Below are 23,971 nucleotides of genomic sequence, written 5' to 3'. Positions count from 1 at the left end.
TTCGGTGTAAACGAAGCGCTCGCTACACAAGGGTTCAATCCGATAGGATAAATACCCTTTTGGAATCAAAGACCTAGCTTTGCTCTCTCTAGCTCCAAACCTGACCGATCGGTTGCTGTCACAGCACAGTCACACCGGAGCTAAAAATGGCTACTTTTCGCAAGCGCAACGGCAAATGGCAGGTCCAAATCAGGCGCCAAGGATTCCCCGTCCATTCGAAGTCCTTCATCTCAAAGGCCGACGCCACCGAATGGGCCAGGACGATTGAGCGTCAACATGATAGGCATGAGCTAGGACCGGACAGAAAGACACTCAAATCGGTCACCCTAGCCGATCTGGTCGTACGGTATCGGGATGAGGTCTTGCCCAAAAAGAAGGGCTCGGTAGTCGAGACGATCCTATTAAACCGCTTCCTCCGATATACGATCTGCCAAAGGACGCTCGGCGACTTGAGCACGGCTGATTTCGCGGCTTACAGGGATCAACGGTTGAAAGAGCCGAAGCACAGGTCAGACAAGCCAGTCACTCCCAAATCCCTGAAACGCGAGCTTTCTCCCCTTTCTCATATGTTCCGCCATGCTGCGGTCGAATGGGAAATCCCACTCAGAAATCCTCTTGACGGATTAAAGCTCAAGGTGACCGACAACAAGCGGGAAAGGCGGCTTCGCTCCGGCGAACTCCAAAGGCTCCTTGAGGCGACAAAGTGGTGCAAGAACAGGCTTGTCGCTCCTATCATCATATTTGCCTTGGAGACAGCCATGAGACGCGGGGAAATCCTCGCCACCCAATTTCGCCACGTAGACTTCGAACGCCGTTCCTTGGTCATCCCTGAATCAAAGAGCGGCTATTCAAGGGTGATCCCTCTGACAGCCAGGGCAGTAGCAATCCTAGCTGCATTCAGAACGGAAGACACCAAGCCGACCGATCTGGCTTTTCCAACTACGTCTGTGGCCATGAGGCTCCAATGGGACAGGCTGACCAAGCGGGCCGGGATCGATGACCTGAATTTCCATGATCTGCGACACGAAGCGATTTCCCGTTTCTTTGAGCGCGGGCTGACCGTTCCTGAGGTAGCTTCGATCTCTGGTCATAGAACCCTTGCCCAACTGATGAGATACAGTCACGCCAACCAAGACGCTGTCAGAGAGAAGCTCGCAGCACCATCCGCGAACCATTCGGCACTTTGTGACCAGCCAGAAAGCTATTTGCCAATCGCGACGGACGCCAAGAGCTTCCCGCTCCTCTAATCCCTCTTTGGGTCAGGCAAAACCGTTCTAGTCGATCTTATGATGGCCCTGCCCACGTCAGAGGCGCGAAACCTCTGCGTTTCGATGCGCCTAACAGGGATCGACAACTTGGCAGACAACCATTGCTTTTCTTCGATCTCTAGCGGCATGTAGTAGGTATAGATATGAATTGCCACCCGGAGAAGATGCAAGATTGCGCTATTTTCTCCATATTTTTTGATACAATTGTCTATATCAGTCCTATTTATTCGCCCAGTGCTATAGAGCCTCGCAATCACCAATACGCTCGTGAAATTAAACGGGACCTCCCGGTCAGATGAACCGCCGGACTCATAATCTTCAACCAGTCTCTCAAGCGCACGTATAGCGTGGTCATTACTCAAATAACGCGCCAAACCAGCTTGCGAAAGATATACAGACCAAAACGCAAAGATTCTGCGAACCTTCCGAAGCTTATCGTCTATCGAATGATCGCCTGAGATTGCGTTTTGAACGTCCCTGACCGTCTCTTCATCCTCGTGGATCAAGATCGTTGCAATTGCGTGGTTTAGTGCAGCATACCGGCCGCTCGCTTGCACCATATTCGTAATGCAATTTAGGAGAACGCTAGCGCTAAAAGTACCTGCTCTTGTCGCCAATATTTGTCCCAAAACAGAATGCGTCCTTAGCAATGCGTTAACACTGCGCATATACGAATCAGCGTCAATCTCTCTCTCGTTGATTTCCTCAACAAATTCAGAGTCAGCAATATTTGAGCTTAAGAACGGGAGTGTGTATTGAGCAACAACCTTCATGGCGTCGCCAATAATATCGCTTATTTTTTCCTTCAGAATTTGGATTCTATTCTCTGTGACATCAGCACCAACATAAATAATCAGACGTTCATCCGAAACGATGCCCAACATAAGGTCGCGAACTTCGTCGGTAAGCTGCCAAGTTTCCGCTTTCGAGAAAAGTCCTTTAAGGGTGTCTATAAGGCACGTAATGACGAGGTCGTCGCCTGAGAAATAGGCGATGAAAATCGCAATATTAGCAAACTTTTTATGAAATATGTTTTTGGTGCAGCGTGAAACAAATTTGACATAATCATCTTTATTTTCCCGCGAAAGCTCCTTCGCGACATAACGTGCACAAAGAAAAAACCAAAGATACTCCTCACGAAACTCATAGTACCCATCATCGTCTTGCATCAAAAATGATGAAAGGGCCATTTTCCTTAGGGCCGACTTAGACGATAGGTATTTTTCTTCGAAAGTAGATAGCACGCTCTCGAATATTTCCGCCGTGACTACCTTCGATTCACTATCGACAAAAGCCCTATAAGCGAGGTTTGCAAGAAAATTCTTGGCTTCGTCAAATGTTTTCCAATCTATGCCGGCTCTCTGAAGTCGATTGGTAACAAGAGTATCGTAGCATGAGGCGAAAGACGAAATTGCGATATCGCCCCCAGCAGCGCTTTCCATTAATTCCAAAAAGGTAACAGACGAATAGGCAGATTTCTCGATTTCGGACTGATCGAATATGAGCTGAAGTTTCTCATAGGCTATTAGCACCTCTTTATCTTCTATTATTATTCCGGATTGCGTGCCAATAGCTTTCCATTTCGTGACAATGCTATATATTTTGTCATTGGCTAATTGATTAATATTCAGGATGTGAGGATCAGGAAGGTCATCAGAGGCAAAAAGAACGGAAGTCGCACTTGTAAATGACAGAAGAACAACTCTTTTGTAGTTGTTGGTCAGCCTGATTACTATCTGCTCTTTTATCCTATCTGTAAGCGTACACTCATCAAAGTCGTCGATAACTACAGAATATTTTGACGCGCTATATTCGTTCTTTTGGTATTGAGCGTCAATCGTGCTCTTGATAAGTTTATCGATGTCCGCGTTTCTAATAGACCTTCCCTTAATTAGGACTGATGGCTGCTGACTGCTATCAAGAAAAGTCTGTGTTTTCTTTGCAAGAAGAGACTTTCCTGAGCGATCTCCTCCGGTAACAATTGAAATTTGGCTGTTAAGAACGACCTGTGCAAATTGCTCAAAACTCGTTAGCTGTTCTTTTTCATTCTCGTAATATATATCAGGATCGACAAAAATTAAACGCTCGTCAAAATCAACAAGCATTGGGTGACGAATGAAGTCAACTTTAAAGAGCTTTTCTTTGTAATTTTCTGAAAGGCTTGGGGGCTCAAGCTTTTTTTTTACATTGCTGATAACCTCTTTGAGGCCCTCTACGACATTCAACCAGGCGCCATCCCTCTGTTGAGCGTCGGTGCGCGAGCCAGCATTTTTGGTTACCGCGACCCCGTCACGCGGGAGACCCCTGTAGTCCCTCAAGCCGCCCACATCCCAATCGCATTCCCGGATTACCACAGGTACAATTTCGGCCTCACCGGATTTATGGCGCCCTTTAGCGATCTCGTATTCCTTGTGAAAGCAATAATCCGAACTCAGAAAGCTCGGACTTATCAAGAAAAGGAATACATCAGCGGAATTTACCTGCGCATCGATTGACTCGTTGAGCATCCCTCCGGGTGGTATCAGACGATCATGCCAAACGTTGATCATGCCATTGCGCTTGAGCGCAGACAGATGCGTAATGAGTTCGTCCTTAAGCCATTCATCGGCGTGGCTATAGGATATGAAGACAGTCGGTGATGTCATTGATTCCCCCAAAGCGCGCTGCCAAGCTAGGTGGTTAGCCGTTCCTATTCAACACCCTTAAGGCGTTGTCCGGCAGTATGATCAAATTGCCGCCAAAAGCACTCATGCCGCAGCCGACCTGCTTGTCCTTTCGCCCGGTCCACGTGTCTCGATCTCATTAGGAAATAAAAGGAAACACGTCGGAAAGGGCTACAAAGACGCTAGGCCATCGTGCTCTTCGTCAGGGCGAACAAGGTCGACATGGCTCACGCCAATCGCTTGGGCCAATTCGTACAGGGTGATGACGGTTGGATTGCGCTTACCCCGTTCAAGGTCGCTGAGATACTGCTGACTGAAACCTGAACGTGCTTCCACGTCCTCTTGGGTTAGGCCTCTTTCACGACGCAGCCGGGAGAAGTTCCGTCCGACCAAACTCCGCATGTCCATGCGCGGACGGATTGCAGGTTAGGCAATCTGAGTTTATCAACTTTAATATGTATCGTGCGATTGGGGATATGGTGCTGAGCATTTTGGAGGGCTGGGGCGGGGGATGAATTGATGAGCGACGACAAAACCAAACCACGCCGATCATTTTTTCCCATTCGGATATACCTACGCATTGGCAATGGGCGCCCGAAGAAGGCCAAGGAAGAAGAGCTGTTCTATCCCCCCGGGTGGAACCTTCCATTGACTCGCGACGAAATGTTTCAATGGCGGCTGGCCAGGTTTATCGCTTGGGTTCTGGTCATCGGTGCATGGGTCGCTGGGACAATAGCCGTAGCGTATGGTGCGGCTGCACTGGTCGTATATCTCGCCCCCTTCTGGCTGCCATACCTACAATAGATGCCTTCGTATCTCGCGCCCCCAGAGCGGTCCCATAGAGCGACGATCTATCAATCGCATGCTATAGCCCCGAATGCCCCAACGCAGTTGTGGGACCCGTCTATGAGACAGAAGGCGCTGGACGCTCATGGGGAGACATTTTCCCAGTACATTAAGCCATAGTGCAGTCAAAGGCCAAACACATATTTGACAGCCATAAGATTTCATGATATAATTATACTATAGAAGCTAGATTCTGCTTTCTATTTTGCGGACCGACTGAAGCGGCCCGAAACCTCCTCAAATGCGCTATTCATCCTAATCACCTACCGCAAGGCGGAAGGCAGGGAATATTGCGCCACAAACAATAAGAAGGATAATTTATATGTTTCATTTTAAATCACTGAGCACAGAACAGTTTGAAATTCTAATAAGGCAATATTCTGCTAGATTTTTCGGCCCTCTATATAGCTCAAAGCATGATAATCCCCCGCCAAGTCAGCCTATCCAGCCACAGATGGTGGAGCGGAATTCAGATTCAACTCTGGGACCGCTCTCTGATCTAGAAAACAGGGAAAGAAGTGATACCTATTCGCACACGGTTCTGCGCATCGACGATACTTGGAGAGTGATCGTATGTCCGGAGGGGCTTCAGTGGATTCTACAAAAGCGAAAAGGCTATCTCGGCGGTAGGCCAGCTTGGGACGGCAAGAGTTTCTGCCGATCAAAAACGGGACTGCGACGTGCAATCAAAGACAAGGTTGGAGCTATACCTCCTGAAATCGAATCTCAATTGGCTCAGTTGCCGGATTGGGTGCAGCTATGATCTACAACGGCAATTCCCCTTGGCTTGATCGCTCTTTGAGGCTGTCTCTATCATTTGAATCGTTCCTACATCCGATAGCCGAAAGGATAGCCAAGGAAGGAGGGAAGCGAAGGCGAGAGCACGCAGTAGACAATATCAAGACGGCCCTAAGCGTGATCCTCGCCAATCTTCTTAGATCGTACGCCCTGCAACCGTCTCTCGGAATCAAGATTGATCTGAGCAACGATGCGTTTCCCAGGGGACCATTCAATCCTCTCGGACTTGGGATTCGGGCAATTCGTAAGGTTGTGGACTTCCTTGCACGCTCCAGTCTTCCGCTTATCCATAGAAGGGGTGGAAATTTCGACAAGCAGCGAGCAGTTGGATACCCTACCGAGTTACGGATATCAGAAATACTATTAGACGAAGTTATGAAATTCATAAAAGACAACGTTAAAGAAGTTAGATATCAAGAGCCATGTAACCAATCCATTACTAGGAACACTTTTAGTATAGACTTCTACACGTCCAACTTTGAGTCGATCTTTCAGAAAGAAAGCCTTCCAATTATACGCCTAAGAAAGGGGTCTTCAAGAAAGGACTCAGGTTTCGCTGACTTCGAACCAACTCCCGAAACCGATCAGATGGAATCTCGCTTACGTCGCTACAACTCATTCCTCCAGGCCCAAGCACGAATCAATCTGTTCCTCACCGACGATGAGATCGACGAATTGGGGAAGCGAAAAGAGCAAGATCAAGACGAACTCGGTTCGTTTCAGTCTGACTCCCGTCTGATCGACCTACCTTCTGCCAACAGGCTGTATCGCATCTTCAACGACGGCAGCTTCGATCATGGAGGGCGGTTCTACGGTGGGTGGTGGCAAAACGTTCCCAAGGAATACCGTCGTTTCATAACCATCAATGGCATGCCCACGGTCGAAGTGGATTTTTCGAGCATGCAACTGGCGATGCTCTACGCGAAGGTAGGCGAACAGCTTGAAGGAGACGCCTACGCTATCGACGGTCTCCCATCCGAGCTACGTCCTCTGGTGAAGGCAACTACGCTTGCGATAATCAACGCTCCGGGGCGAATTCGAGCTCCGTCCAAGTCAGCACTCCCTGAGGGGATATCGTGGAAGGACCTCCAACAGGCGATCTTGGAGAAGCACCGGCCCATCGCAGAGTACTTTCGATCTGGCGAAGGTATCAGGCTTCAACGGTTGGATTCTGACATTGCTGAAGACGTGATCCTAGGAATGATGGAAAGGGGAATTCCCGTCCTTCCCATCCACGATAGTTTCATTGTCCCAGAGGGCCTTGCTGACGAAATGTCCGCGACAATGCTCGACGCCTATCAGCAGAGAATGAGAGGCATGACGATATCTCTAACACGCTCCACAAGCCTGCTTGATGAGTTGTTGGCAGACCAGGGAGGGCTAGGCGGAGACGAGCGACACAACCTCGGTATGAAACTCTTTCTGGAAATGAAGGAGATGCCCGAGTACGAAGGCTACCGCTTGAGGGAGAAACTGCTTGGTGACGCGAAGATAGGCTCTTCGGGGCAGAACACCAAAATCACATGGGTTGACCTCCTAGGCGGCGGTCTCCGGGAAACCGGTCCCAGAGCGCAGGCAGCATATTCCGGTAGCGAAGGTCTCCCAAGGGAAAGAAACAACTGTGGGACCGCTCTGTGAGGCGAGCAAAGGCGGTGTAGAGCAAAATCACAGTCCTTTTGTAAACTCATCAATCCTCGGCAAAAACCGACACCCCGATTTGAGTCGTATGCTGAAAGTTTACAGATTTCAAAAACAGGCGCTCGGGGCGGCATTGTGTACACATAACGGTACCCCCGGGCATGTCACCTATCACCCTCCACCCTCTACACAATCGAGCCTGCACCGACTCAAGCTGCAAATATCGCAGTCACACTAGGGTCACAACGAATTGGCGATTCGGCGCTGATACGCGGGCGATTGGCTCCAGTCAGTCAAACTTGTTTGACGCTCGACCAAAAACGTTTTAGATTGCGCAAGCAACTGATTTATCAGCGGTTTTTGGGAGTGGAAGAGCGCTAATCCACGAAGGTTAAAATGGTGGGCGATGACGGGCTCGAACCGCCGACATCTTCGGTGTAAACGAAGCGCTCTACCAACTGAGCTAATCGCCCGCTCCGGGCCGGACCTTTAAGCGGTCGGGGCCAGCTTCGCAAGGCCAAATGAGCGTGGGACGCCGTGGTTGCGGGCCGTATTTGCGAACAAAACGCCGGCCGTCAAAAAACCTTCTCCAGTTTGATGTTATGATGGTTTCGTGCGCTTGACACCCGGTGGCGAACCCCTTATCCAGCGCCCCAACGACGAACACGGCTGACACGTGCTCGTCAATGCGCGGGTGTAGCTCAGTTGGTTAGAGTGCCGGCCTGTCACGCCGGAGGTCGCGGGTTCGAGCCCCGTCACTCGCGCCATTTCTCTCAAGGGAAACAAACCCTTGGCTTTGGAGAAATGTTGACGTTGAATGTCAAAATATTTTGTTGCCGGAGAGAACCAGACCTTGCGTATCTGGGACCTGATCCGACGCGCCGAACGGCAGCCTACTTGTAAAAACGCCCATTCAGACAGTGAAGCGTCTCCTGTCGATCAAGGCGGCAAGAGCCACCTTCCCGAGCCTAGGTGGCCGGCGCCCTTTTTTGGGGGCGGGTGGGGTAAACCCGACTTGCAGGACGCCGGCCAGGCGGGTTGGGGTCCGCCAGGAAGTATAATGCCGGAAAACCTTGTGGTTCGATATTCCGCGATAACGGAACATCTGCGCGAGTTCTAGCCGATCTCAAGAGGCCTATGATCCGGCTGTTCATCCACCGGGGTAGGTGGCGCATATCGGCTTTCTGGCCGCAGATCTTGGAGGTGTAGACGTTGTGCTTTTGCGTGGCGAGCGCCATCATGCGGATTGCCAGGAAGGGCGGGGGAGCCCGCCCACCGTAGGCATAACGGCTCTCGGTAAAGAGGCCTTTTATGGCAGCTCTGCTATCTACCAGCCCTGCCGACTATACCAGTCGTCGACATCTCGGCGTACGCGATCCTTCTCGATGCCGTAGCGTTCCTGGATAATGCCCTCAAGCTGATCGCGTTTGCCAGCGATGCGGTCGAGATCATCATCAGTGAGCTTGCCCCACTGCTCCTTGACTTTACCCTTGACCTGTTTCCAGTTTCCTTCGACGCGGTTCCAATCCATTGTGGCTATCTCCTGAATCACACATGAAGAACGGGTGTAGCGCCATGAGGTTCCGCTGGGCCCAATCCCCATCGATCACCGCCAGGGGGAACGCTGCGGCTGCGCTTGGCATCACTGCGCTTGGCATCTGTGGCGATGTGCGCCGGCTTTCTTGTTTCCCTCACGGGCTGTTCACGGCGGCGCCAGCCTGAAGTCGCTCCCCTCCGGCAGCAATTGCCCGCCATCGACGACAATCGTGGTGCCGGTGATGTAGCTGGCATCGTCGGAGGCCAGGAACAGGAAGGCATTGGCGACGTCGCGCGGGCTGCCCAGCCGGCCGAGCGGAATGGCGTCTTCCATGTTCTTGATGAAGGCAGCACCCCGGTGAAGCTCCATTCCCTCGGTGAGGATGTTGCCGGGTTCGACGCCGTTGACGGTTATGCCGTAGCCGGCGAATTCGAGCGCCGCCGAACGAATCAGCCCGTTTATGCCTGCCTTGGTCGCGGAATAGTGGCCGTGGCCGGGACTGGTGACGTGCGGTCCGGTGATCGAGGAGGTGAACAGCATGCGGCCACGGCGCTGCGCCTTCATCGGCAGCAGTGCGGCGCGGGCGGCATTGAAACTGCCGCGCAGATTGACCGCCATGACGCGATCCCAGTCGTCCGGGCTGGTGTTCTCCAGCAATTGCCAGGGATAAATGCCGGCGTTCTGGACGATGATGTCGAGGCGGCCGTGGCGCGTGATCGCCAGCGCGACGGCGGCCTCGACATCGGCCAAAAGCGAGATATCCGTGCCGATGAAGGCGGCGTCAAGTTCACTGGCCGTCGCTCGCCCCACCTCGATCTCGGTGTCGGCAAGCACAAGCCTGGCGCCTTCCTCAGCGAAACGTTGGGCGATGCCCTTGCCGATGCCGCGCGCGGCGCCGACGATCAGCGCCACCTTGCCGGACAGTCTTCCGGTCTCTGGCCGTACGGTCATGCTAGCCTCTGGCGAATGGTTTGCTTGAAGGCGTCGAGCAGGACCGCCGCCAGCACCAGCAAGCCGTGAATGACCTGGGTGAAGTTGGCGGGCAGGCCCATCAGGTTGATCGCCGTGTTGATTGCCGACAAAAGCAGCACGCCGGCATAGACGCCGGGCAAGGTGCCGACGCCGCCTTTCAGGCTGACGCCGCCGATGACGACGGCGGCAAAGGCGTTGAACAGCAGGCCGACGCCGAGATTGGCGGTGGCGCCCGAGGTGCGGATCGCGAGCAGCCAGCCGGCAAGGCCGGCTATGGCGCCGGCGAGCACGAAGGCGATGATCAGGTTGCGGTTGACGCGGATGCCGGCACGGAAGGTCGCCGTCTCGTTGCCGCCGATCATCACCAGATGCCTGCCGAAAGGCGTCTTGGCCATGATAAGCGAGAAGACGACGAAGCAGGCGATCGCGATCCAGGCGGTGAGCGGCAGACCGATCAGCCGCTGGATGCCGAACCAGCGGATGGCAGGCGCCAGATCCTGCGCAGAGCGGCCGCCCGAAATGACCAGCACCAGGCCGCGCACCCAGATGTAGGAAGCCAGCGTGATGATGAAGGCGCTCATCCTGACCTTGACGACCAGGAATCCGTTGAAGGCGCCGATGATGCCGCCGACGGCAAGCGCCAGCAGCAGCGAAACCGGCACCATCAGCCAGTCCGGGTGCAACTGCACGCCAAGGCCGATGCCTGAAGAGCAGAACAGGATGCCGACCACCATGGCGCTGAGCGCGGCCACCGATTCGACCGACAGGTCCATGTGCCCGGCGATGATGACCAGCGCCAGGCCGATCGACATCACGCCCAGCACGCTGGAGGCTTCGATGATGTTGGCGAAAATACCGAGCTGGAAATAGTTGGGAATGAAAAGGGAGAACACCACCAGCACGAAGACCAGCATGAACCAGACGAGATTATCGAGGACGAACTCGAGGATTTGACGGGTGCGGGGGCTCATGGGCTGATCCGGTTTGGGTTCGAATGCCGCGGCGGCTCTATGCCGGGCAATTCTGCCGGGCAGGGCGGCTCCGGGCGGGTGGCCCGGAACCGTTCTGGGGAAGGCTTATTCGACGGGCTTCACGGTGTCCGTCGGCGGCTTCTGGTTGCCCCAGAAGGCCGGATTATCGACGTTCTCCTTGGTGATCGCGGCACCCGGGATCTTGATGTTCGGGCCCCAGGCCTCCTTGGTCACCACTGACTTGAGCCCAAGCACGTCATAGTCGCCGGGCTTGATCTCCTGCTTGTTGACGACCTTGTCCATGAACATGGCGACGGCCGCGGCCTGCGCGTAGAGCGGCTGTTCGACTTCGACGTTGAGCCAGCCCTTGCGGATCAGGTCGAGGCCGACCGGCGCGCCGTTCGAACTCATCAGCATGACGTCGCCCGGCTTCTTGCCGGCGGCCTCGAGCGAGGCGACGGCGGCGACCGAGAGATGCGCGGCGTGGCTGAAGATCAGGTCGATGTCGGGGTTGGCAAGCATCTGGTCGGCGACGATGGTGCCGGCGTTGCTGGCCTCCCATTGCATGGCAGGCAGCGAGATGATCTTGACGTCCGGGAACGCCTTCATCTTCTCTTCAAAGCCCTTTTGGATGTCGAGCGTGTAGGGATCGCCGGGATCGCCGAGCACCTGCAGGACCTTGCCCTTCACAGCGCCGTTCTTGGCCTTCAGCAGCGCTTCGGCCTGTTCGGCGGCGACGTGGCCGATTTCGACAGTGCCGGCTACCGAGGTGAAGTCGGATGGAGTGGAGGTGATCTGGCGATCGAATTCCACGACAGGTATGCCGGCCGCGCGCGCGGCCTCGATCGACGGCTTCAGCGCGTTGAAGTCGACGGCGGCCAGGATGATCGCCTTCGGTTTCAGCGCGATGACGTCGTTCATCTGCGATTGCTGGGCGTCGGTCTTGTTGTCGGCATTCAGCGTCTTCATCTCGTAGCCGACCTGTTTCAGGAACAGTTCCAGCGCGCTCACCGAGCCGGTCTGGAACTCGTCGAGCAAGGTCGGCACCATGTAGTAGACGGTACCCTTGGACTGGGCGAATGCCGGCGTGAGCGTGGCAACTGCCAGTGCCAGGATACCGAGGACAGAAAGAAGTATTCGTTTCATGTCGTTGGCTCCTCTAGTGCCGGACCCCTCTTTTGTCCCTCAGCCCGCCGGTCCGGCACCGGCAAGCGTCTCTCCGGTGATCATGTTGATCACCGCATCGGGACTTGTCTTGTTGCGTGCGACATCGCCGGCCACGACGCCTTGCCGGATCACCACGATCCGGTCTGCGACCTGGAAGGCCTGCTGCATGATGTGGGTGATGATGACGACGCCGATGCCCTGGTTCGCCACCTGGCGGATCATGTCGAGACCGCGCCGCGTCTGTTCGACGCCAAGCGCTGCAAACGGCTCGTCGAGCAGCACCAGCTTGCCGCCCCAGTGCACGAAGCGGTTGAGCTCGATGGCTTGCCGCTGTCCGCCCGAGAGATGCTCGACATTGGTGCGCAATGACGGAATACGGGTGCCGGCACTGGCAAGCGCCTTGCCGACCACGGCCTCCATCGCGCGCTCGTCGAGCACTGGAATGCCAAGCACCTTGCGCGTGATCTCACGCCCCATGAAGAAATTGGCAACCACGTCGACATTCGTGCACAGCGACAGGTCCTGATACACGGTCTCGATGCCAGCCGCCTTGGCCTCGGCGGGGGATTTGGCGAGGAACTCCTTGCCTTCGAACAGCATGCGGCCGGAGGTGGGCTCCAGCCCGCCGGCGATGATCTTGACCAGCGTCGACTTGCCGGCGCCGTTGTCGCCCAGCAACGCGACCACCTCGCCCTTGCCGATCGAGAAGCTTATGCCCTTCAGCGCCTGGATCGCGCCATAGTTCTTGGTGACGTTGTCGAGCACCAGCAAGGGTTCGCTCATCAGGCAACCTCCCTGGCCGTCAGGATATCGCGGCCGCGTTCGCGCCCGGCGGTGAACATCTGGCCGAAGCGCGGCGACAACACGCCTGAGACGGCCAATGCGGCCGCGCCGCGCAGCACGGCATGCTGGCCGCCGCCTGCGACGACGATGCGCGGCGTCTTGCGGTCCTTGCGGGCGGAAACCGAATTGTGCAGAGGCGCAGCCGATCTCGCCAGGCGTTCGAGCAGGTCCGGCGCCGCCAGCCCGCCGAGCACGACCGTCTCGGGGTCGAAAAGGTTCTCGATGATGGCTATGGCGTTGCGGAAGATCGGGCCGACCTCGGCGACCCAATCGGCATCGCTGCCCTTCCAGCGTCCCCGCGCCTCGAGCGAGACATAGCGTTCAAGGCAACCGCGATTGCCGCACGGGCAAAGCTCGCCATTGGGAACGACGGGAATATGGCCGATCTCGCCGGCATTGCCCCAGGCGCCGCGCAGCACGCTGCCGTCATGCATCATGGCGCTGCCAAGGCCGACGCCGAAATAGAGATAGTAATATTCGGAATGCTGGGCGCCGATGCCGTAGAGGCGCTCGCCCATCGCGGCCGCTGCCATGTCGCCGTCGAAAAAGGCCGGCAATCCCGTCGCCGCCGTTAGCCGCTCGCGCAGTGCCACGTCCTTCCAGCCGGCCATTGTGGTCGGCCCGATGAAGCTCATAGTGTCCACGCCGAACGGGCCGGGAAGCGCCATGCCGATGCCGATGACACGGCCCGCGGCGCGCGTTCCGGTAAGCTCGCGGACCATGGCGCCGACCTGGTCGAACGCATGATCGGGCGTCGCGTTGGGGGCCTCGCGGTGCAAGCTGTCGATCACGTCACCGCTGAGATTGATCAGCGCCGCGTCGATCCCCAGCGGCGTCAGGTGGATGCCAACGGCATAGCCGCCCTCGGGATTGATGCGCAGCGTCGCCGGTGGCAGGCCACGGCCCTTCGGCTCCTCGCGTACGGACAGGACGTAGCCCTGCTCCTCCAGTTCGCGAACGATGGTCGACACGGTCTGGACGGTGAGCCCGACATGCCTGGCGATGTCGCCCCTGGCGATGGGGCCATACCGGCGGATCGATTCGAGCACGATGCGCCGGTTGTACGGCCGCCCGAACTCCTGATTGGTCCCTCGCAATGCCATGCCTTGCGTCCCCGGTTGACGCAAGGTTGGCACCAAACATTTATTCAGTCAAATGGAATTCAAAAATGTGCCGCACTTGAGTGATGTGCCCGCGACGGCAGAAAGGCCGGCGGCTGTCCGGCTGATCACCGTGCCCTAGATAGGGGACATGGATAAGATTTATGTCTTGCTGATCTTCGCCGCGGCCATTGCCATCATCTGCCTGGGCGGCAGATGGAATACATCTGATACCGACCACTATATGGGCTTCGACAATTTGCGGTCGCCCCGCAAGGGAAAAGCCCCGAACGGCGACAAGGATGCGAAAAAGCAATGAAGACGGCGCAGGATGGCGGCTGCCTGGGCCCGTGCGTTAGAGATACTGCGCGACCTTCTTGCCGACCGTGAGGAAACGCAAAGGATCGATCGCTTCGCCATTGTGGCGGACTTCGTAGTGCAGATGCGGCCCGGTCGAGCGACCGCTGCTGCCGGTCTTGCCGATGACAGCGCCGGCATCCACTTTTTCGCCCACGGTCACGTCGATTTCGCTGAGATGTCCATAGCGCGTGGCAAACCCGTTGCCGTGATCGACTTCGACCATGCGGCCATAGCCGCCATTCCAGCCGGCCTTGGTGACCACGCCTGGCGCGGTGACCTTGGCCGCCATGCCGATCGGCGCCCTGAAGTCCATTCCCGAATGCAGGGCGGCCGTGCCGAGGATTGGGTCGGTGCGCACGCCGAACGGGCTGGTGACGGAATGACCGGGGGCGGGATTGGCGAGCGGCAGCCGGCGTGCTTCCTTCTTGAGTTGGTCGAGCGTGTCCAGCGCCTCGTCCAGTTCCTTGACCTTGCTGTCGAAAAACATCGAGCTGTCGAGCGGGATCAGCGGTCCGCCGACATCGTTTTCGTTCTTGCCGAAGTCGCTGTCGACCGGCAGCCCGGCCGCCTCGAGCGCCTGGGTTATGGCGTCGGCATTCTTGTAGGCGTTGTCAGCAAGTATGCTGATGCGCGTGAGCTGGTCGTTCTCGATGGATTTCAGCGACTTGTTGATCGAAATGAACAGCTTGTCGGCACGATCGGCGGCTGAATCGTTCGGCAGCGGATCGGAGCGGGTAGCCCACAGGGAGAACGGTCTGGTGTCGGCGGCGCCAAGGGCGGCGCCGAGGCTGGCCAGCGCGTAGCTTTGAGCAGGCTGGGCGATGCTGCCGGTTACTTCTGCGTGTTTGTCAGGCTTTGCCGGCACTGCCGGATCTTCGGCCGTCGCTGCGCCGACTTCATTTTCGGCGCGGTCCAGCAGCGGGCCGAGGCGGCCGTGGCGCTGGCTGAGCTGCGTCTGGCGCTCCAAAAGCTCGCTCACCTTGGTTTCCATCAATTGCTGATCAAGCAATTGCCGGCTGGTGATGCGGTCGACCTGGGCGCGTAATGCGGAGATGCGGTCTTCGTAAGCCTGCTGCATACGCGCCTGGCGCGCGGTGGTGGCGCCGATCAGGTCGTCGCGCAGCACGAGATAGGAGGTGGCCAGCAGGTAACCGATGGAGATCGCCGCCAGCGCCGAACCGAGAAATACAACCAGCCAGGGCCGGATAGTGAAGTGCCTGATCTCGCTGCCACGGGCGATGATGACTGTATGCGGTTCCTTGCGCCTGCCAAAGATCGCGGACTGACCGGTTGCGTTCACGGGACCAAGCTTTCGTTTACGACACCACGACAGCCCGACTACACATTATTAAGGTTAACAAAGCTTTGCCGAAGCAAGGCGTCGGCAAGGATTGCGCGCAAAACGAGCATGGGGTTGTGGGAGAAATCTTCGCGCCGCCTTCTGAAAACAAGGCATGGGCGGGGAGGCGATTCTAGGTCTCAAAGCGCGCGAACAGCTTCCAGCACTTCCTCGGCATGGCCCTTGACGCGGACCTTGCGCCAGATCCTGGCGATACGCCCGTCGCGGCCGATCAGGAACGTCGCCCGCTCGACGCCCATGTATTTGCGGCCATACATCGATTTCTCGACCCAAAGATGATAGGCCTCGATCACCTTGCGCTCCTCGTCGGCGGCAAGGTCGATGGTAAGATCGTATTTCGATTTGAACTTGTCGTGTTTCCTGGCGCTGTCGGGCGACAGGCCGATCACGACGGCGCCGGCCTTCTCGAATTCCGGCTTCAGCTGCGAAAAGCTGATCGCTTCGGCGGTGCAACCGGTGGTGTCGTCCTGTGGGTAGAAGTAGAGGACGACAGGTCTGCCGGCAAAGCCGGCCAGGCTGAGCGAACCGCCGCCGTCCCGCGGCAACTCGAATTGTGGCGCGGGATCGCCCACATTGAGGTCAGCCATATCCATGCCCTTGTTTGAGGTTACGCGCGAAGCCACACCGATATAGTGTCGAGCGGGGATTCGTCCACGAGCGAGTTCGTAGAACGGAAAATTGCGTGGATCAGGAGCAACCGCAGCACGAGAAGATCAGGTTCAGGCGGGATGAAATCACCGACCTGGGCGCGTTGCCGTCGGCTTGCCGCGTTCCGCCTCTCGGCCAAGCGGCGATCGGGCGCGGCTTTCGCGTCCTTTCGCGGCTGTTTGCCGGCGCCATTGCGCTGGTGGTGCTGGCCGCAGTGGCCGTCTATCTCATCGGTGTCTCCGGAATAGGGGCCGACCGGCTGCGCGTCGAGGCCGAGGCCGCCATCGAGAAGCTGGCGGGTGTCGATGTCGATGTTGCGGTCGGGCCCGCCCGCATCACCCTCGACAGTTCGAGCTTCGTCGCGCTCCAGGTGAGCGACGTCAGCCTGAAGGCCAGCGACGGCAAGCCCATGGCCGATGCGGGCAGGGTGCGTTTCGGCATCCGCCTGCTGCCGCTGCTTCGAGGCGAGGTGCGGCTGACAAGCGCCAGGATTTCCGATGCGCGCATCGTTGCCGCGGCGATGCCGTCGGGCGGCGACTGGACGGCCGAGCTGCGCAATCGGGACGGGCTGATCGATCCCGAAAAACTGTCCGATGCGCTCTTTGCCGACATCAATCACGCTCTCGATGCGGTGCGCGAGGAATCGCTGCACCGTATCGATCTTCACAATGTGGCATTCGTCTTGCCCGACACCGAGGCGGTCAGGTTGATCACCGTCGCCGACGCCGTCGTCCTGCAGTCGGGGACAGGCGGCATGGAGTTCTCCTCGCAGGCAAATGTCGACGGCAAGGCGGTGACCGTCGCCGCATCCGCCAGCCGCGATGCCGAGACCCGGCGCGTGATATCGCTGGATGCCACCGTCGGCATCGCCGAAGACGGTGGCGCGAGCGGCGCCGCGGCGCCCGGCAGCAAGTTGGGCGCGCTCAGCGTGACGCTCAAAGGGTCGCAAGGAGCCGGCGACACCGCGTCGCGGCTGACGGCCGCCCTGTCGTCCAGGGGATCGGTGCTTGATCTCGGCACGCGTGGCCTGCTGTCGGCCGATGTCGATCTCGACGCCACGCTCGTCCGCGGCAGCAACAAGATCCAGGTGGACAGGCTGTTGCTGAAAACCGGCCGCTCGACCTTTGATTTCGCTGGCTCGATTGGGCCCAGGCCCGCGACCGGCGCCGCCGGAGAGGAGCCGGCCTACCGATATGATTTGACCAGTGACGGCTCGACGCTGGCGCCTTCGGAATCGCCGGAGCCGGCGCTCACCTTCCTTGCCCGCATCGCCGGCGTCTACCAGACCAAAAGCCATAAATTGGTAGCCGATCAGATCGCAGTCCGGTCCGCCGCTTCCAGCGAGGTCCTTGGAACCGCGGCCGTGGAGTTCGTTGACGGCAAGGCTCCCGGCATCAATCTGGCGCTCAACGTCCACGACATGCCGGTCTCGCACGTCAAGCAGCTTTGGCCATGGTTTTCGGCGCGCAATGCGCGGCTCTGGGTGTTGGACAATCTGTTCGGCGGCCGCGTCGTCGATGCCAATCTTCAATTCCAGGTGGTGCCTGATCGCCTCGGCAATGGCGTGCCGCTTTCCGCCGACGAGGTGTTCGGCCGCTTCCAGATCGAAGGATCGCGTTTCGACACGGCTGGCCGCATCCCGCCGATACGCGATGCCGTCGGTGTCGTCGCCTTCCACGGCAATGACGTCGATATCTCCCTGTCCTCGGGCACCGTCTTCATGCCCAGCGGCCGCACCGTGGCGGCCAGCAACGGCACGCTGACCGTCAAGGCGGCCAACCGCCCGCCGGTCGTCGGCGCACTCGACATCGACGTTGCCGGCGAAGCGTCCGCGGTCGCTGAACTTGCCTCCTACGAGCCGATCAATGCCATGCGCCATGTCGGCTTCCTGCCCGAAGACCTGTCCGGCAGCGTCACCGGCCATGTCAGGGCCGATATTCCGCTGCAATCCGGCGTCGACAGCTCGAAGCTCGATTGGTTGGTATCGCTCGACTACAGCGGGCTCTCATTGGCCAAGCCGTTCGAAGGCCAGACCGTCACGGATGCCGACGGTTCCGTCACGGTCGACCCTGAAAAGGCTGTCATTTCCGCCAAGGCTTCCCTGAACGGCATTCCCGCCGAACTCGACCTGATCGAGCCGCTGGAGAATGGCGGACCGGCACGCAGCCGCAAGGTGGCCCTGGTGCTCGACGACAAGATCCGCGCCGCCGCCATGCCGGGGCTGGCCCCGTTGCTGGGCGGAACCGTGAAGGTCGCGATCGACAAGAGCGGCGAGGGCAACCAGAACGTCTCGGCCGACTTGACCAACGCCAGGCTCGACATCCCCTGGGCTGGATGGAGCAAGGGGGCAGGGATTCCCGCAAGTGCTACATTCGTCATGACCACGTCCGGCGATACCACGACGCTGTCCGACTTCGACCTAGACGGCAAGACATTCTCCGTCGACGGCAACATCGTGCTGGTCAACGGTGCCCTGTCCTCGGCAAAGTTCAGCAAAGTCGCCCTGAACCGGGGCGACGACGTGGCGGTGTCCGTCAAGCGATCGGGCAGGGGCTATGCAGTCAACATCAGCGGCAATGCCCTGGATGCCCGCTCGCTGATCAAGCAGTTCACCTCCGACGTCGACACCGCGACCAAGACGACGGGCGCCGACGCGATTTCCGTCAGCGCCGACGTCGATCGGCTGACCGGCTTCCACGACGAGCAATTGTCCGATCTCAAGCTCGACTACAGCGCGGCCGGCTCGAGGGTGAACGGGCTGAAGGTCAGCGCCACCGCAAGTTCGGGAGCCGCCATTGCCATCAGCAACACGAGCAGCGCCGGCCGGCGCTCACTCAACGTACAGTCGGCGGACGCCGGTGCGATACTGAGGTTCCTCAACATCTACGAGCACATGGAAGGTGGGGCGATTGCCCTGGCCCTGTCGGGAGCGGGCGACGGGCCGATGAAGGGCAAGGTGGACACGACGAACTTCTTCGTTGTCAATGAACCGAAGCTCGCGTCCATCGTCTCGACCACGCCGGCCGGCGACAGCCGCAGCCTCAATCAGGCGGTCAAGGGCAAGCTCGACACCTCACGGGTACAGTTCGAACGCGGCTACGCCGAGATTGAGAAAGGCAGCGGCTATCTCAAGCTGGCCAATGGCGTGCTGCGCGGTCCCCGCATCGGCACGACGTTCCAGGGCACGCTCTACGACCAGAACAACAACATGGACATGACCGGCACCTTCATGCCGGTCTATGGCCTCAACCGCATCTTCGGTGAACTGCCCATCGTCGGCGCGCTTTTGGGCAATGGCCGCGACCGCGGCCTGATCGGCGTGACCTACCGGCTCAAGGGCAACGCCAACAAGCCGCTGCTCGACATCAACCCGCTCTCGGTGATCGCGCCCGGGATATTCAGGTCGATCTTCGAGTACCGGTGAAGCGATCTCAGATCGGCCTCACCAGAATGTGTTTTTTCCTGCCGAGTGAAAGCTTTACGACGTTTTCCGGACTCAAATCCTGAAGCGTGACCGTGCGACGATCATCGCTGATAGGCTGGTCGTTCAGCCGCACCGCACCGCCTTGCACATGCCGCCGCGCTTCGCCGTTGGATGCCGCCAGCCCGGCGGTCACCAGCAGCGACAGGATACCGACGCCGGGCTCTAGCTTGGCGGTCTCAACCTCGACGCTCGGCAGCGTCTCGGCGAGGGCACCTTCCTCGAACGTCTTGCGTGCGGTTTCGCTGGCCTGTTCGGCGGCGCCGCGACCGTGGAGCAAGGCGGTGATCTCGGTGGCGAGGATCTTTTTCGCCTCGTTGATCTCGGATCCGCCGAGCTTTTCGAGGCGCGCCACCTCGTCCAACGGCAGCGTCGTATAGAGTTTCAGGAAACGGCCGACATCGGCGTCCTCGGTGTTGCGCCAATACTGCCAGAATTCGTAAGGCGAGAGCATCTCGGCATCGAGCCAGACCGCGCCCGTGGCGGACTTGCCCATCTTGGCGCCCGACGAGGTGGTGAGCAGCGGCGTCGTCAGCGCATAAAGTTGCGCGTCTTCCATGCGGTGACCGAGATCGATGCCGTTGATGATGTTGCCCCACTGGTCGGACCCGCCCATCTGCAGACGGCAGCCGAGACGCTTGTAGAGCTCGACGAAGTCATAGGCCTGCAGGATCATGTAGTTGAATTCGAGGAAGGACAACGACTGCTCGCGGTCGAGCCGCAGCTTGACGGAATCGAAGGCCAGCATGCGGTTGACCGAAAAGTGACGGCCGACGTCGCGCAGGAAATTGACGTAGTTGATCTCCATCAGCCAGTCGGCGTTGTTGACCATGATCGCGTCATTCGGGCCGCTGCCGAATTTGAGATACGGCATGAAGTTGCGGCGGATGCCGGCGAGATTGTCGTCGATGTCGCGCGGTGTCAGAAGCTTGCGCGCCTCATCCTTGAAGGAAGGGTCGCCGATCATCGAGGTGCCGCCGCCCATCAGGGCGATCGGCCGATGGCCCGTCTGCTGCAGCCAGTGCAACATCATGATCTGGATCAGCGAGCCGGCGTGCAGGCTTTTGGCGGTCGCGTCGAAGCCGATATAGGCCGTCACCGTCTCCTTGGCGAAGAGATCGTCCAGCCCGGCATCATCCGAAGTCTGGTGGATGAAGCCGCGCTCGCTCATCGTGCGCAGGAAATCGGATTTGAAGGCAGGCATTTTTTCTTTCCCGAAAGCGTCCGGCCGATCCGGTACGGACGTATATGAACGCGCGCGTTTAGCACCCAAGCGCGATCAGCAAAAGTGGAATCCGATTTTGCGTCCGATCGCGCTTTAGCCCGGGACTCGCGATCAGCAAAAGTGGAATCCGGTTTTGCGCCCGATCGCGCTTCGACCAGGGGCTTGGCAATCACTTGTTGTTGAAACGCCGCAAGCCGCCTCTCGGCGCGGATGCTTGCTTCATTGTTTGTGCTGGCGTAATGAGGCGCGCGCCAAAAGGTCCTTGCAGCCCACGACCCCAAGCGGCACCGCACGGCATCCACCCAATGCCATATCCGACGACAGAGCCCCACGCGACATGCCGGACGCATTGATATCCATTGTCATTCCTTGCAGGAACGAGGCGGCAAACCTGCCGCTGCTGATCGATGAGATCGAGGCGGCGATGACCGGGCGCGACTTCGAACTGATCATCGTCAACGACGGCTCGACCGACGAAACCGCAGCCGTTCTCGCCAGGCAGGCAGCACTTCGACCGTTTCCCGTCAGGGAATTGCGGCACGAGAAATCCGCCGGCCAGAGCCTCTCGGTACGCTCCGGCGCCTGGGCGGCGCGCGGAAGCATCGTCGCCACGATCGACGGCGATGGCCAGAACGATCCTCAGTACATTCCCATGCTGGTCGACGCCTTGCGGCGAGCCGGGCCCGGCTACGGTGCCGCGCAAGGGCAGCGCCTGAAGCGCCGCGACAGCAAGGTCAAGCAACTGGCATCGCGGTTCGCCAACTGGCTGAGAAACGCCATCCTGCATGACGAGACGCGCGACACCGGCTGCGGCCTGAAGGCGGTCCACACCGAGATCCTGCGCAAGCTGCCGTTCTTCGACGGCACCCATCGTTTCGTTCCGGCGCTGGTCATCCAGGAAGGATACCATATCGTGCATTGCGACGTCGTCGACCGCTCCCGCCGCCACGGCAAGTCGAATTACGGGATTTTCGACCGCGGCCTCCAGGGGGTGCTCGATCTCTGCGGCGTCTGGTGGCTGCGCCGCAGGCGTCGCCGGATGCCAAAAGTAGAGGAAATCATGCATGGTTAACGTGCTTCAGGAACTGGTGACCTGGATCCACCGGGTCTTCATCGAACAGTTCAACGCATGGATCCTGCTCGGCTTCGTCGCCCAGTTCTTTTTCACCATGCGCTTCGTCGTGCAGTGGCTCGCATCGGAAAAGGCCAAGCGAAGCGTCGTGCCGATCGCCTTCTGGTTCTTCTCGCTGTTCGGCGGAGGTCTGTTGCTGATTTATGCCATCAAGCGGCAGGACCCGGTGTTCATCGCCGGCCAGGGCATGGGCTTGTTCATCTACATCAGAAATCTCTGGCTGATCGCCAATGAACGCAAGGCGGCGATGACCAAGGTCGATTGAGCGGCTTTGCGCATCAGCAAGAATGGTCGGAGAGGCTGGAATATGGCGCTGAACAGGAACTACATCCTTCTCTTCCTGTTCAGCCTGGTGATGACGGTGTCGGGACTTGCGTCCATGCCGCCGTTGGATCGTGACGAGCCGCGCTTCGTCCAGGCCACCAAGCAGATGGTCGAGAGCGGCGACTATGTCGACATCCGCTTTCAGGACGCTTCGCGCTACCAGAAGCCGATCGGCATCTATTGGCTGCAATCCGCGGCCGTGGCCCTGAGCGGCAAAGGCGCCGCCGCACCTATATGGGTCTACCGCCTGGTGTCGACGCTGGGCATCGCCCTGGCCGTTCTCGGCATCGCCTGGACCGGCACCAGGCTTTTCGGAGCCAGTGCCGGCATCGCCGCCGGCCTGGTGATGGCGGCCATCTTCGCCACCGCCTTCGAGGGCCGCGACGCCAAGACCGATGCGATGCTACTGGCCTGCTGCGTGGCGGCGCAGGGCGCGCTGGCGCAGATTTACCTGGCATCGCGCCGCAACGAGCCCGTCGCCGGCCATCTGTGGTGGATATTCTGGCTGGCGCAAGGGGCCGCGATTCTCATCAAGGGGCCGATCGCCCCACTGCTGTCGGCGCTCACCATCGCTGTCTTGTTTGCATTCGAACGCGACGGGCGCTGGCTGTCGAAGCTCAAGGCGGGGCGCGGCCTGCTGCTCGTCGTGCTGATCGTCTTGCCCTGGCTCGCCCTGATCACCTGGAAAAGCCAGGGCGCCTTCCTCCAGCAGGCCGTCGGCAAGGACATGCTCGGCAAGGTCGCCCAGGGCGAGGAATCGCACGGCCTGCCGCCCGGCTTCTACATGCTGACCTATTCGCTGTTCATGTGGCCGTTCGGCCTGATCGCCGTCGGCGCCGGCCTGCAGGCGCTCAACCGGCTGCGCGACGATGTCAGGCTGCGCTTCTGCCTCGCCTGGTACATCCCCTTCTGGCTGGTGTTCGAGTTGATCCCGACCAAGCTGCCGCACTATGTGCTGCCGGCCTATCCCGGCATGGCGCTGCTGATTGGCTGGCTTTTGACCCTGCAGCCGCAGGACGCCAATGCGCCGCTCCGGCGTTGGCAGCAATGGTTGTGGTGGTCGACGGCCTTTGGCCTGGTCGTGGTCAGCCTCGGCCTGGCGGCGGTCTGCGTGGCCGCCCCGATCTACCTCACCCATGCTTTCTCCTGGTGGAGCATTCCGGCGGCCGCGTCGGCTCTCGGCGCCGGCTACCTGGCCTTCTCGCGACAGCTGCAAGTGCCGCTTGCCCGTATCGGCGCCGTCGCCGCCTGTGCGGGCATCACCTACGGGTTGCTGTTTGGTGTCATCGCCCCATCCCTGGGGCCGATATGGCTGAGCCCGGCGATCAACGAGGCTGTGCGCGCCTACAAGCCCTGCGACACCTCGGTGCTGGTGTCGGCCCAGTATCACGAACCGAGCCTTGTGTTCCTGGTGGGCACGAAAACGGTGCTGACCGATACCGATGGCGTGGCAAAGCACCTGCTTGCGGACCCCGCCTGCGCGCTGGGGCTGGCGCCGATCGAGGATGAGCAGAAACTCGATGGTCTGCTGGCCGGGCAAGGCAAGGCGGCCAGCCGTCTTACGACGATCGACGGGCTAAACTTTTCATCGGGAGACAAAATGTCGCTCGGCCTCTACCGTATCGCCCAATGAGTTCG

Annotated in this window: 20 protein-coding genes and 2 tRNA genes; 10 read left to right on the top strand and 12 right to left on the bottom strand. The window is 58.8% G+C overall.

Annotated elements, in window-relative coordinates; translation table 11 throughout:
* Positions 1 to 146: 146 nt before the first annotated feature.
* A complete protein-coding gene (locus tag LB532_RS10580) occupies positions 147 to 1,247 on the top strand; it encodes a tyrosine-type recombinase/integrase (RefSeq protein ID WP_224556776.1) in 1,101 nt (366 codons plus the stop codon).
* Here LB532_RS10580 and LB532_RS10575 read toward each other — a convergent pair.
* Together LB532_RS10575 and LB532_RS10570 are read right to left on the bottom strand one after the other, a co-directional pair.
* Entirely contained in the window at positions 1,244 to 3,913 is a 2,670-nt protein-coding gene (locus LB532_RS10575) for a TIR domain-containing protein (protein WP_224556774.1), read from the bottom strand. The two genes, LB532_RS10580 and LB532_RS10575, sit on opposite strands and share 4 nt — an antisense overlap.
* Before the next feature lie 189 nt (positions 3,914 to 4,102).
* Positions 4,103 to 4,339, bottom strand: coding sequence for a helix-turn-helix domain-containing protein (locus tag LB532_RS10570; protein WP_224556771.1), 237 nt, complete (start codon positions 4,337 to 4,339; stop codon positions 4,103 to 4,105).
* A 111-nt stretch (positions 4,340 to 4,450) separates the two neighbouring features.
* Between LB532_RS10570 and LB532_RS10565 the strand changes: the two genes are divergently transcribed.
* The 3 genes from LB532_RS10565 (at position 4,451) to LB532_RS10555 (ending at position 7,213) form a co-directional block, all read left to right on the top strand.
* Positions 4,451 to 4,735 carry a hypothetical protein gene (locus LB532_RS10565; protein ID WP_224556769.1) on the top strand — a complete coding sequence of 95 codons (285 nt, stop codon included), beginning with the start codon at positions 4,451 to 4,453 and terminating at the stop codon, positions 4,733 to 4,735.
* A 364-nt stretch (positions 4,736 to 5,099) separates the two neighbouring features.
* Entirely contained in the window at positions 5,100 to 5,540 is a 441-nt protein-coding gene (locus LB532_RS10560; RefSeq protein ID WP_224556767.1) for a hypothetical protein, read from the top strand.
* Positions 5,537 to 7,213: a hypothetical protein gene (locus LB532_RS10555; protein WP_224556765.1), complete on the top strand. Its 1,677-nt coding sequence runs from the start codon at positions 5,537 to 5,539 to the stop codon at positions 7,211 to 7,213. The genes LB532_RS10560 and LB532_RS10555 overlap by 4 nt, the downstream gene beginning before the upstream one ends.
* A 397-nt stretch (positions 7,214 to 7,610) precedes the next feature.
* On the opposite strand, the gene LB532_RS10550 is transcribed toward LB532_RS10555, so the two are convergent.
* Positions 7,611 to 7,686: transfer RNA gene (locus tag LB532_RS10550), tRNA-Val, on the bottom strand.
* 217 nt (positions 7,687 to 7,903) lie between these two features.
* Here LB532_RS10550 and LB532_RS10545 point away from each other — a divergent pair.
* Positions 7,904 to 7,980, top strand: a tRNA-Asp gene (locus LB532_RS10545).
* 560 nt (positions 7,981 to 8,540) lie between these two features.
* Here LB532_RS10545 and LB532_RS10540 read toward each other — a convergent pair.
* From LB532_RS10540 to LB532_RS10515, 6 genes are all read right to left on the bottom strand, one after another.
* Complete coding sequence (locus tag LB532_RS10540) at positions 8,541 to 8,744, bottom strand: CsbD family protein (protein ID WP_140493912.1); 204 nt, start codon at positions 8,742 to 8,744, stop codon at positions 8,541 to 8,543.
* A 171-nt stretch (positions 8,745 to 8,915) separates the two neighbouring features.
* Positions 8,916 to 9,701, bottom strand: a complete 786-nt coding sequence (locus tag LB532_RS10535; protein WP_140637870.1) for an SDR family NAD(P)-dependent oxidoreductase — start codon at positions 9,699 to 9,701, stop codon at positions 8,916 to 8,918.
* Positions 9,698 to 10,693: an ABC transporter permease gene (locus LB532_RS10530; protein WP_140515772.1), complete on the bottom strand. Its 996-nt coding sequence runs from the start codon at positions 10,691 to 10,693 to the stop codon at positions 9,698 to 9,700. Before LB532_RS10530 ends, LB532_RS10535 begins: the two co-directional genes overlap by 4 nt.
* Before the next feature lie 105 nt (positions 10,694 to 10,798).
* On the bottom strand, positions 10,799 to 11,839 hold the full coding sequence (locus tag LB532_RS10525; protein ID WP_140637871.1) for a sugar ABC transporter substrate-binding protein: 1,041 nt from the start codon (positions 11,837 to 11,839) through the stop codon (positions 10,799 to 10,801).
* A gap of 39 nt (positions 11,840 to 11,878) precedes the next feature.
* Complete coding sequence (locus LB532_RS10520) at positions 11,879 to 12,643, bottom strand: ATP-binding cassette domain-containing protein (protein WP_140493903.1); 765 nt, start codon at positions 12,641 to 12,643, stop codon at positions 11,879 to 11,881.
* A complete protein-coding gene (locus LB532_RS10515) occupies positions 12,643 to 13,806 on the bottom strand; it encodes an ROK family transcriptional regulator (protein ID WP_140637872.1) in 1,164 nt (387 codons plus the stop codon). Before LB532_RS10515 ends, LB532_RS10520 begins: the two co-directional genes overlap by 1 nt.
* Before the next feature lie 148 nt (positions 13,807 to 13,954).
* Here LB532_RS10515 and LB532_RS10510 point away from each other — a divergent pair, with 148 nt between their 5' ends.
* The gene (locus LB532_RS10510; protein ID WP_224556763.1) at positions 13,955 to 14,122 is read left to right on the top strand and encodes a hypothetical protein; all 168 of its coding nucleotides are present in this window, start codon (positions 13,955 to 13,957) and stop codon (positions 14,120 to 14,122) included.
* Between the two features lie 36 nt (positions 14,123 to 14,158).
* On the opposite strand, the gene LB532_RS10505 is transcribed toward LB532_RS10510, so the two are convergent.
* Complete coding sequence (locus LB532_RS10505) at positions 14,159 to 15,463, bottom strand: M23 family metallopeptidase (protein ID WP_140637873.1); 1,305 nt, start codon at positions 15,461 to 15,463, stop codon at positions 14,159 to 14,161.
* 179 nt (positions 15,464 to 15,642) lie between these two features.
* Complete coding sequence (locus LB532_RS10500) at positions 15,643 to 16,110, bottom strand: peroxiredoxin (protein ID WP_140637874.1); 468 nt, start codon at positions 16,108 to 16,110, stop codon at positions 15,643 to 15,645.
* 95 nt (positions 16,111 to 16,205) lie between these two features.
* Here LB532_RS10500 and LB532_RS10495 point away from each other — a divergent pair, with 95 nt between their 5' ends.
* The gene (locus tag LB532_RS10495; protein WP_140637875.1) at positions 16,206 to 19,595 is read left to right on the top strand and encodes a DUF3971 domain-containing protein; all 3,390 of its coding nucleotides are present in this window, start codon (positions 16,206 to 16,208) and stop codon (positions 19,593 to 19,595) included.
* Between the two features lie 7 nt (positions 19,596 to 19,602).
* Here LB532_RS10495 and tyrS read toward each other — a convergent pair whose 3' ends face one another.
* The gene (tyrS, locus tag LB532_RS10490; RefSeq protein WP_140637876.1) at positions 19,603 to 20,856 is read right to left on the bottom strand and encodes a tyrosine--tRNA ligase; all 1,254 of its coding nucleotides are present in this window, start codon (positions 20,854 to 20,856) and stop codon (positions 19,603 to 19,605) included.
* 358 nt (positions 20,857 to 21,214) lie between these two features.
* Between tyrS and LB532_RS10485 the strand changes: the two genes are divergently transcribed.
* The 3 genes from LB532_RS10485 to LB532_RS10475 are packed head-to-tail and all read left to right on the top strand — an operon-like array spanning position 21,215 to position 23,966.
* A complete protein-coding gene (locus LB532_RS10485; protein ID WP_140637877.1) occupies positions 21,215 to 21,949 on the top strand; it encodes a glycosyltransferase family 2 protein in 735 nt (244 codons plus the stop codon).
* On the top strand, positions 21,942 to 22,274 hold the full coding sequence (locus LB532_RS10480; protein ID WP_140493889.1) for a lipid-A-disaccharide synthase N-terminal domain-containing protein: 333 nt from the start codon (positions 21,942 to 21,944) through the stop codon (positions 22,272 to 22,274). The genes LB532_RS10485 and LB532_RS10480 overlap by 8 nt, the downstream gene beginning before the upstream one ends.
* Positions 22,275 to 22,316: 42 nt before the next feature.
* Positions 22,317 to 23,966 (top strand): ArnT family glycosyltransferase, encoded by a 1,650-nt coding sequence (locus LB532_RS10475; protein ID WP_181169245.1) that lies wholly within the window; start codon positions 22,317 to 22,319, stop codon positions 23,964 to 23,966.
* Positions 23,967 to 23,971 lie beyond the last annotated feature (5 nt).

This window comes from Mesorhizobium sp. ESP-6-2 (genome assembly GCF_020164675.1).
Lineage (GTDB): Bacteria > Pseudomonadota > Alphaproteobacteria > Rhizobiales > Rhizobiaceae > Mesorhizobium.
The sequence above is the reverse complement of the archived record's forward strand: the minus strand, read 5'-3'. Positions and strand labels throughout refer to the sequence as shown.

Excerpts from the sequence above, each read along its gene's own strand:
- LB532_RS10580 (WP_224556776.1), top strand. The coding sequence starts at position 147 with ATGGCTACTTTTCGCAAGCGCAACGGCAAATGGCAGGTCCAAATCAGG.
- LB532_RS10575 (WP_224556774.1), bottom strand. The coding sequence starts at position 3,913 with ATGACATCACCGACTGTCTTCATATCCTATAGCCACGCCGATGAATGG.
- LB532_RS10570 (WP_224556771.1), bottom strand. The coding sequence starts at position 4,339 with ATGGACATGCGGAGTTTGGTCGGACGGAACTTCTCCCGGCTGCGTCGT.
- LB532_RS10565 (WP_224556769.1), top strand. The coding sequence starts at position 4,451 with ATGAGCGACGACAAAACCAAACCACGCCGATCATTTTTTCCCATTCGG.
- LB532_RS10560 (WP_224556767.1), top strand. The coding sequence starts at position 5,100 with ATGTTTCATTTTAAATCACTGAGCACAGAACAGTTTGAAATTCTAATA.
- LB532_RS10555 (WP_224556765.1), top strand. The coding sequence starts at position 5,537 with ATGATCTACAACGGCAATTCCCCTTGGCTTGATCGCTCTTTGAGGCTG.
- LB532_RS10540 (WP_140493912.1), bottom strand. The coding sequence starts at position 8,744 with ATGGATTGGAACCGCGTCGAAGGAAACTGGAAACAGGTCAAGGGTAAA.
- LB532_RS10535 (WP_140637870.1), bottom strand. The coding sequence starts at position 9,701 with ATGACCGTACGGCCAGAGACCGGAAGACTGTCCGGCAAGGTGGCGCTG.
- LB532_RS10530 (WP_140515772.1), bottom strand. The coding sequence starts at position 10,693 with ATGAGCCCCCGCACCCGTCAAATCCTCGAGTTCGTCCTCGATAATCTC.
- LB532_RS10525 (WP_140637871.1), bottom strand. The coding sequence starts at position 11,839 with ATGAAACGAATACTTCTTTCTGTCCTCGGTATCCTGGCACTGGCAGTT.
- LB532_RS10520 (WP_140493903.1), bottom strand. The coding sequence starts at position 12,643 with ATGAGCGAACCCTTGCTGGTGCTCGACAACGTCACCAAGAACTATGGC.
- LB532_RS10515 (WP_140637872.1), bottom strand. The coding sequence starts at position 13,806 with ATGGCATTGCGAGGGACCAATCAGGAGTTCGGGCGGCCGTACAACCGG.
- LB532_RS10510 (WP_224556763.1), top strand. The coding sequence starts at position 13,955 with ATGGATAAGATTTATGTCTTGCTGATCTTCGCCGCGGCCATTGCCATC.
- LB532_RS10500 (WP_140637874.1), bottom strand. The coding sequence starts at position 16,110 with ATGGCTGACCTCAATGTGGGCGATCCCGCGCCACAATTCGAGTTGCCG.
- tyrS (WP_140637876.1), bottom strand. The coding sequence starts at position 20,856 with ATGCCTGCCTTCAAATCCGATTTCCTGCGCACGATGAGCGAGCGCGGC.
- LB532_RS10485 (WP_140637877.1), top strand. The coding sequence starts at position 21,215 with ATGCCGGACGCATTGATATCCATTGTCATTCCTTGCAGGAACGAGGCG.
- LB532_RS10480 (WP_140493889.1), top strand. The coding sequence starts at position 21,942 with ATGGTTAACGTGCTTCAGGAACTGGTGACCTGGATCCACCGGGTCTTC.
- LB532_RS10475 (WP_181169245.1), top strand. The coding sequence starts at position 22,317 with ATGGCGCTGAACAGGAACTACATCCTTCTCTTCCTGTTCAGCCTGGTG.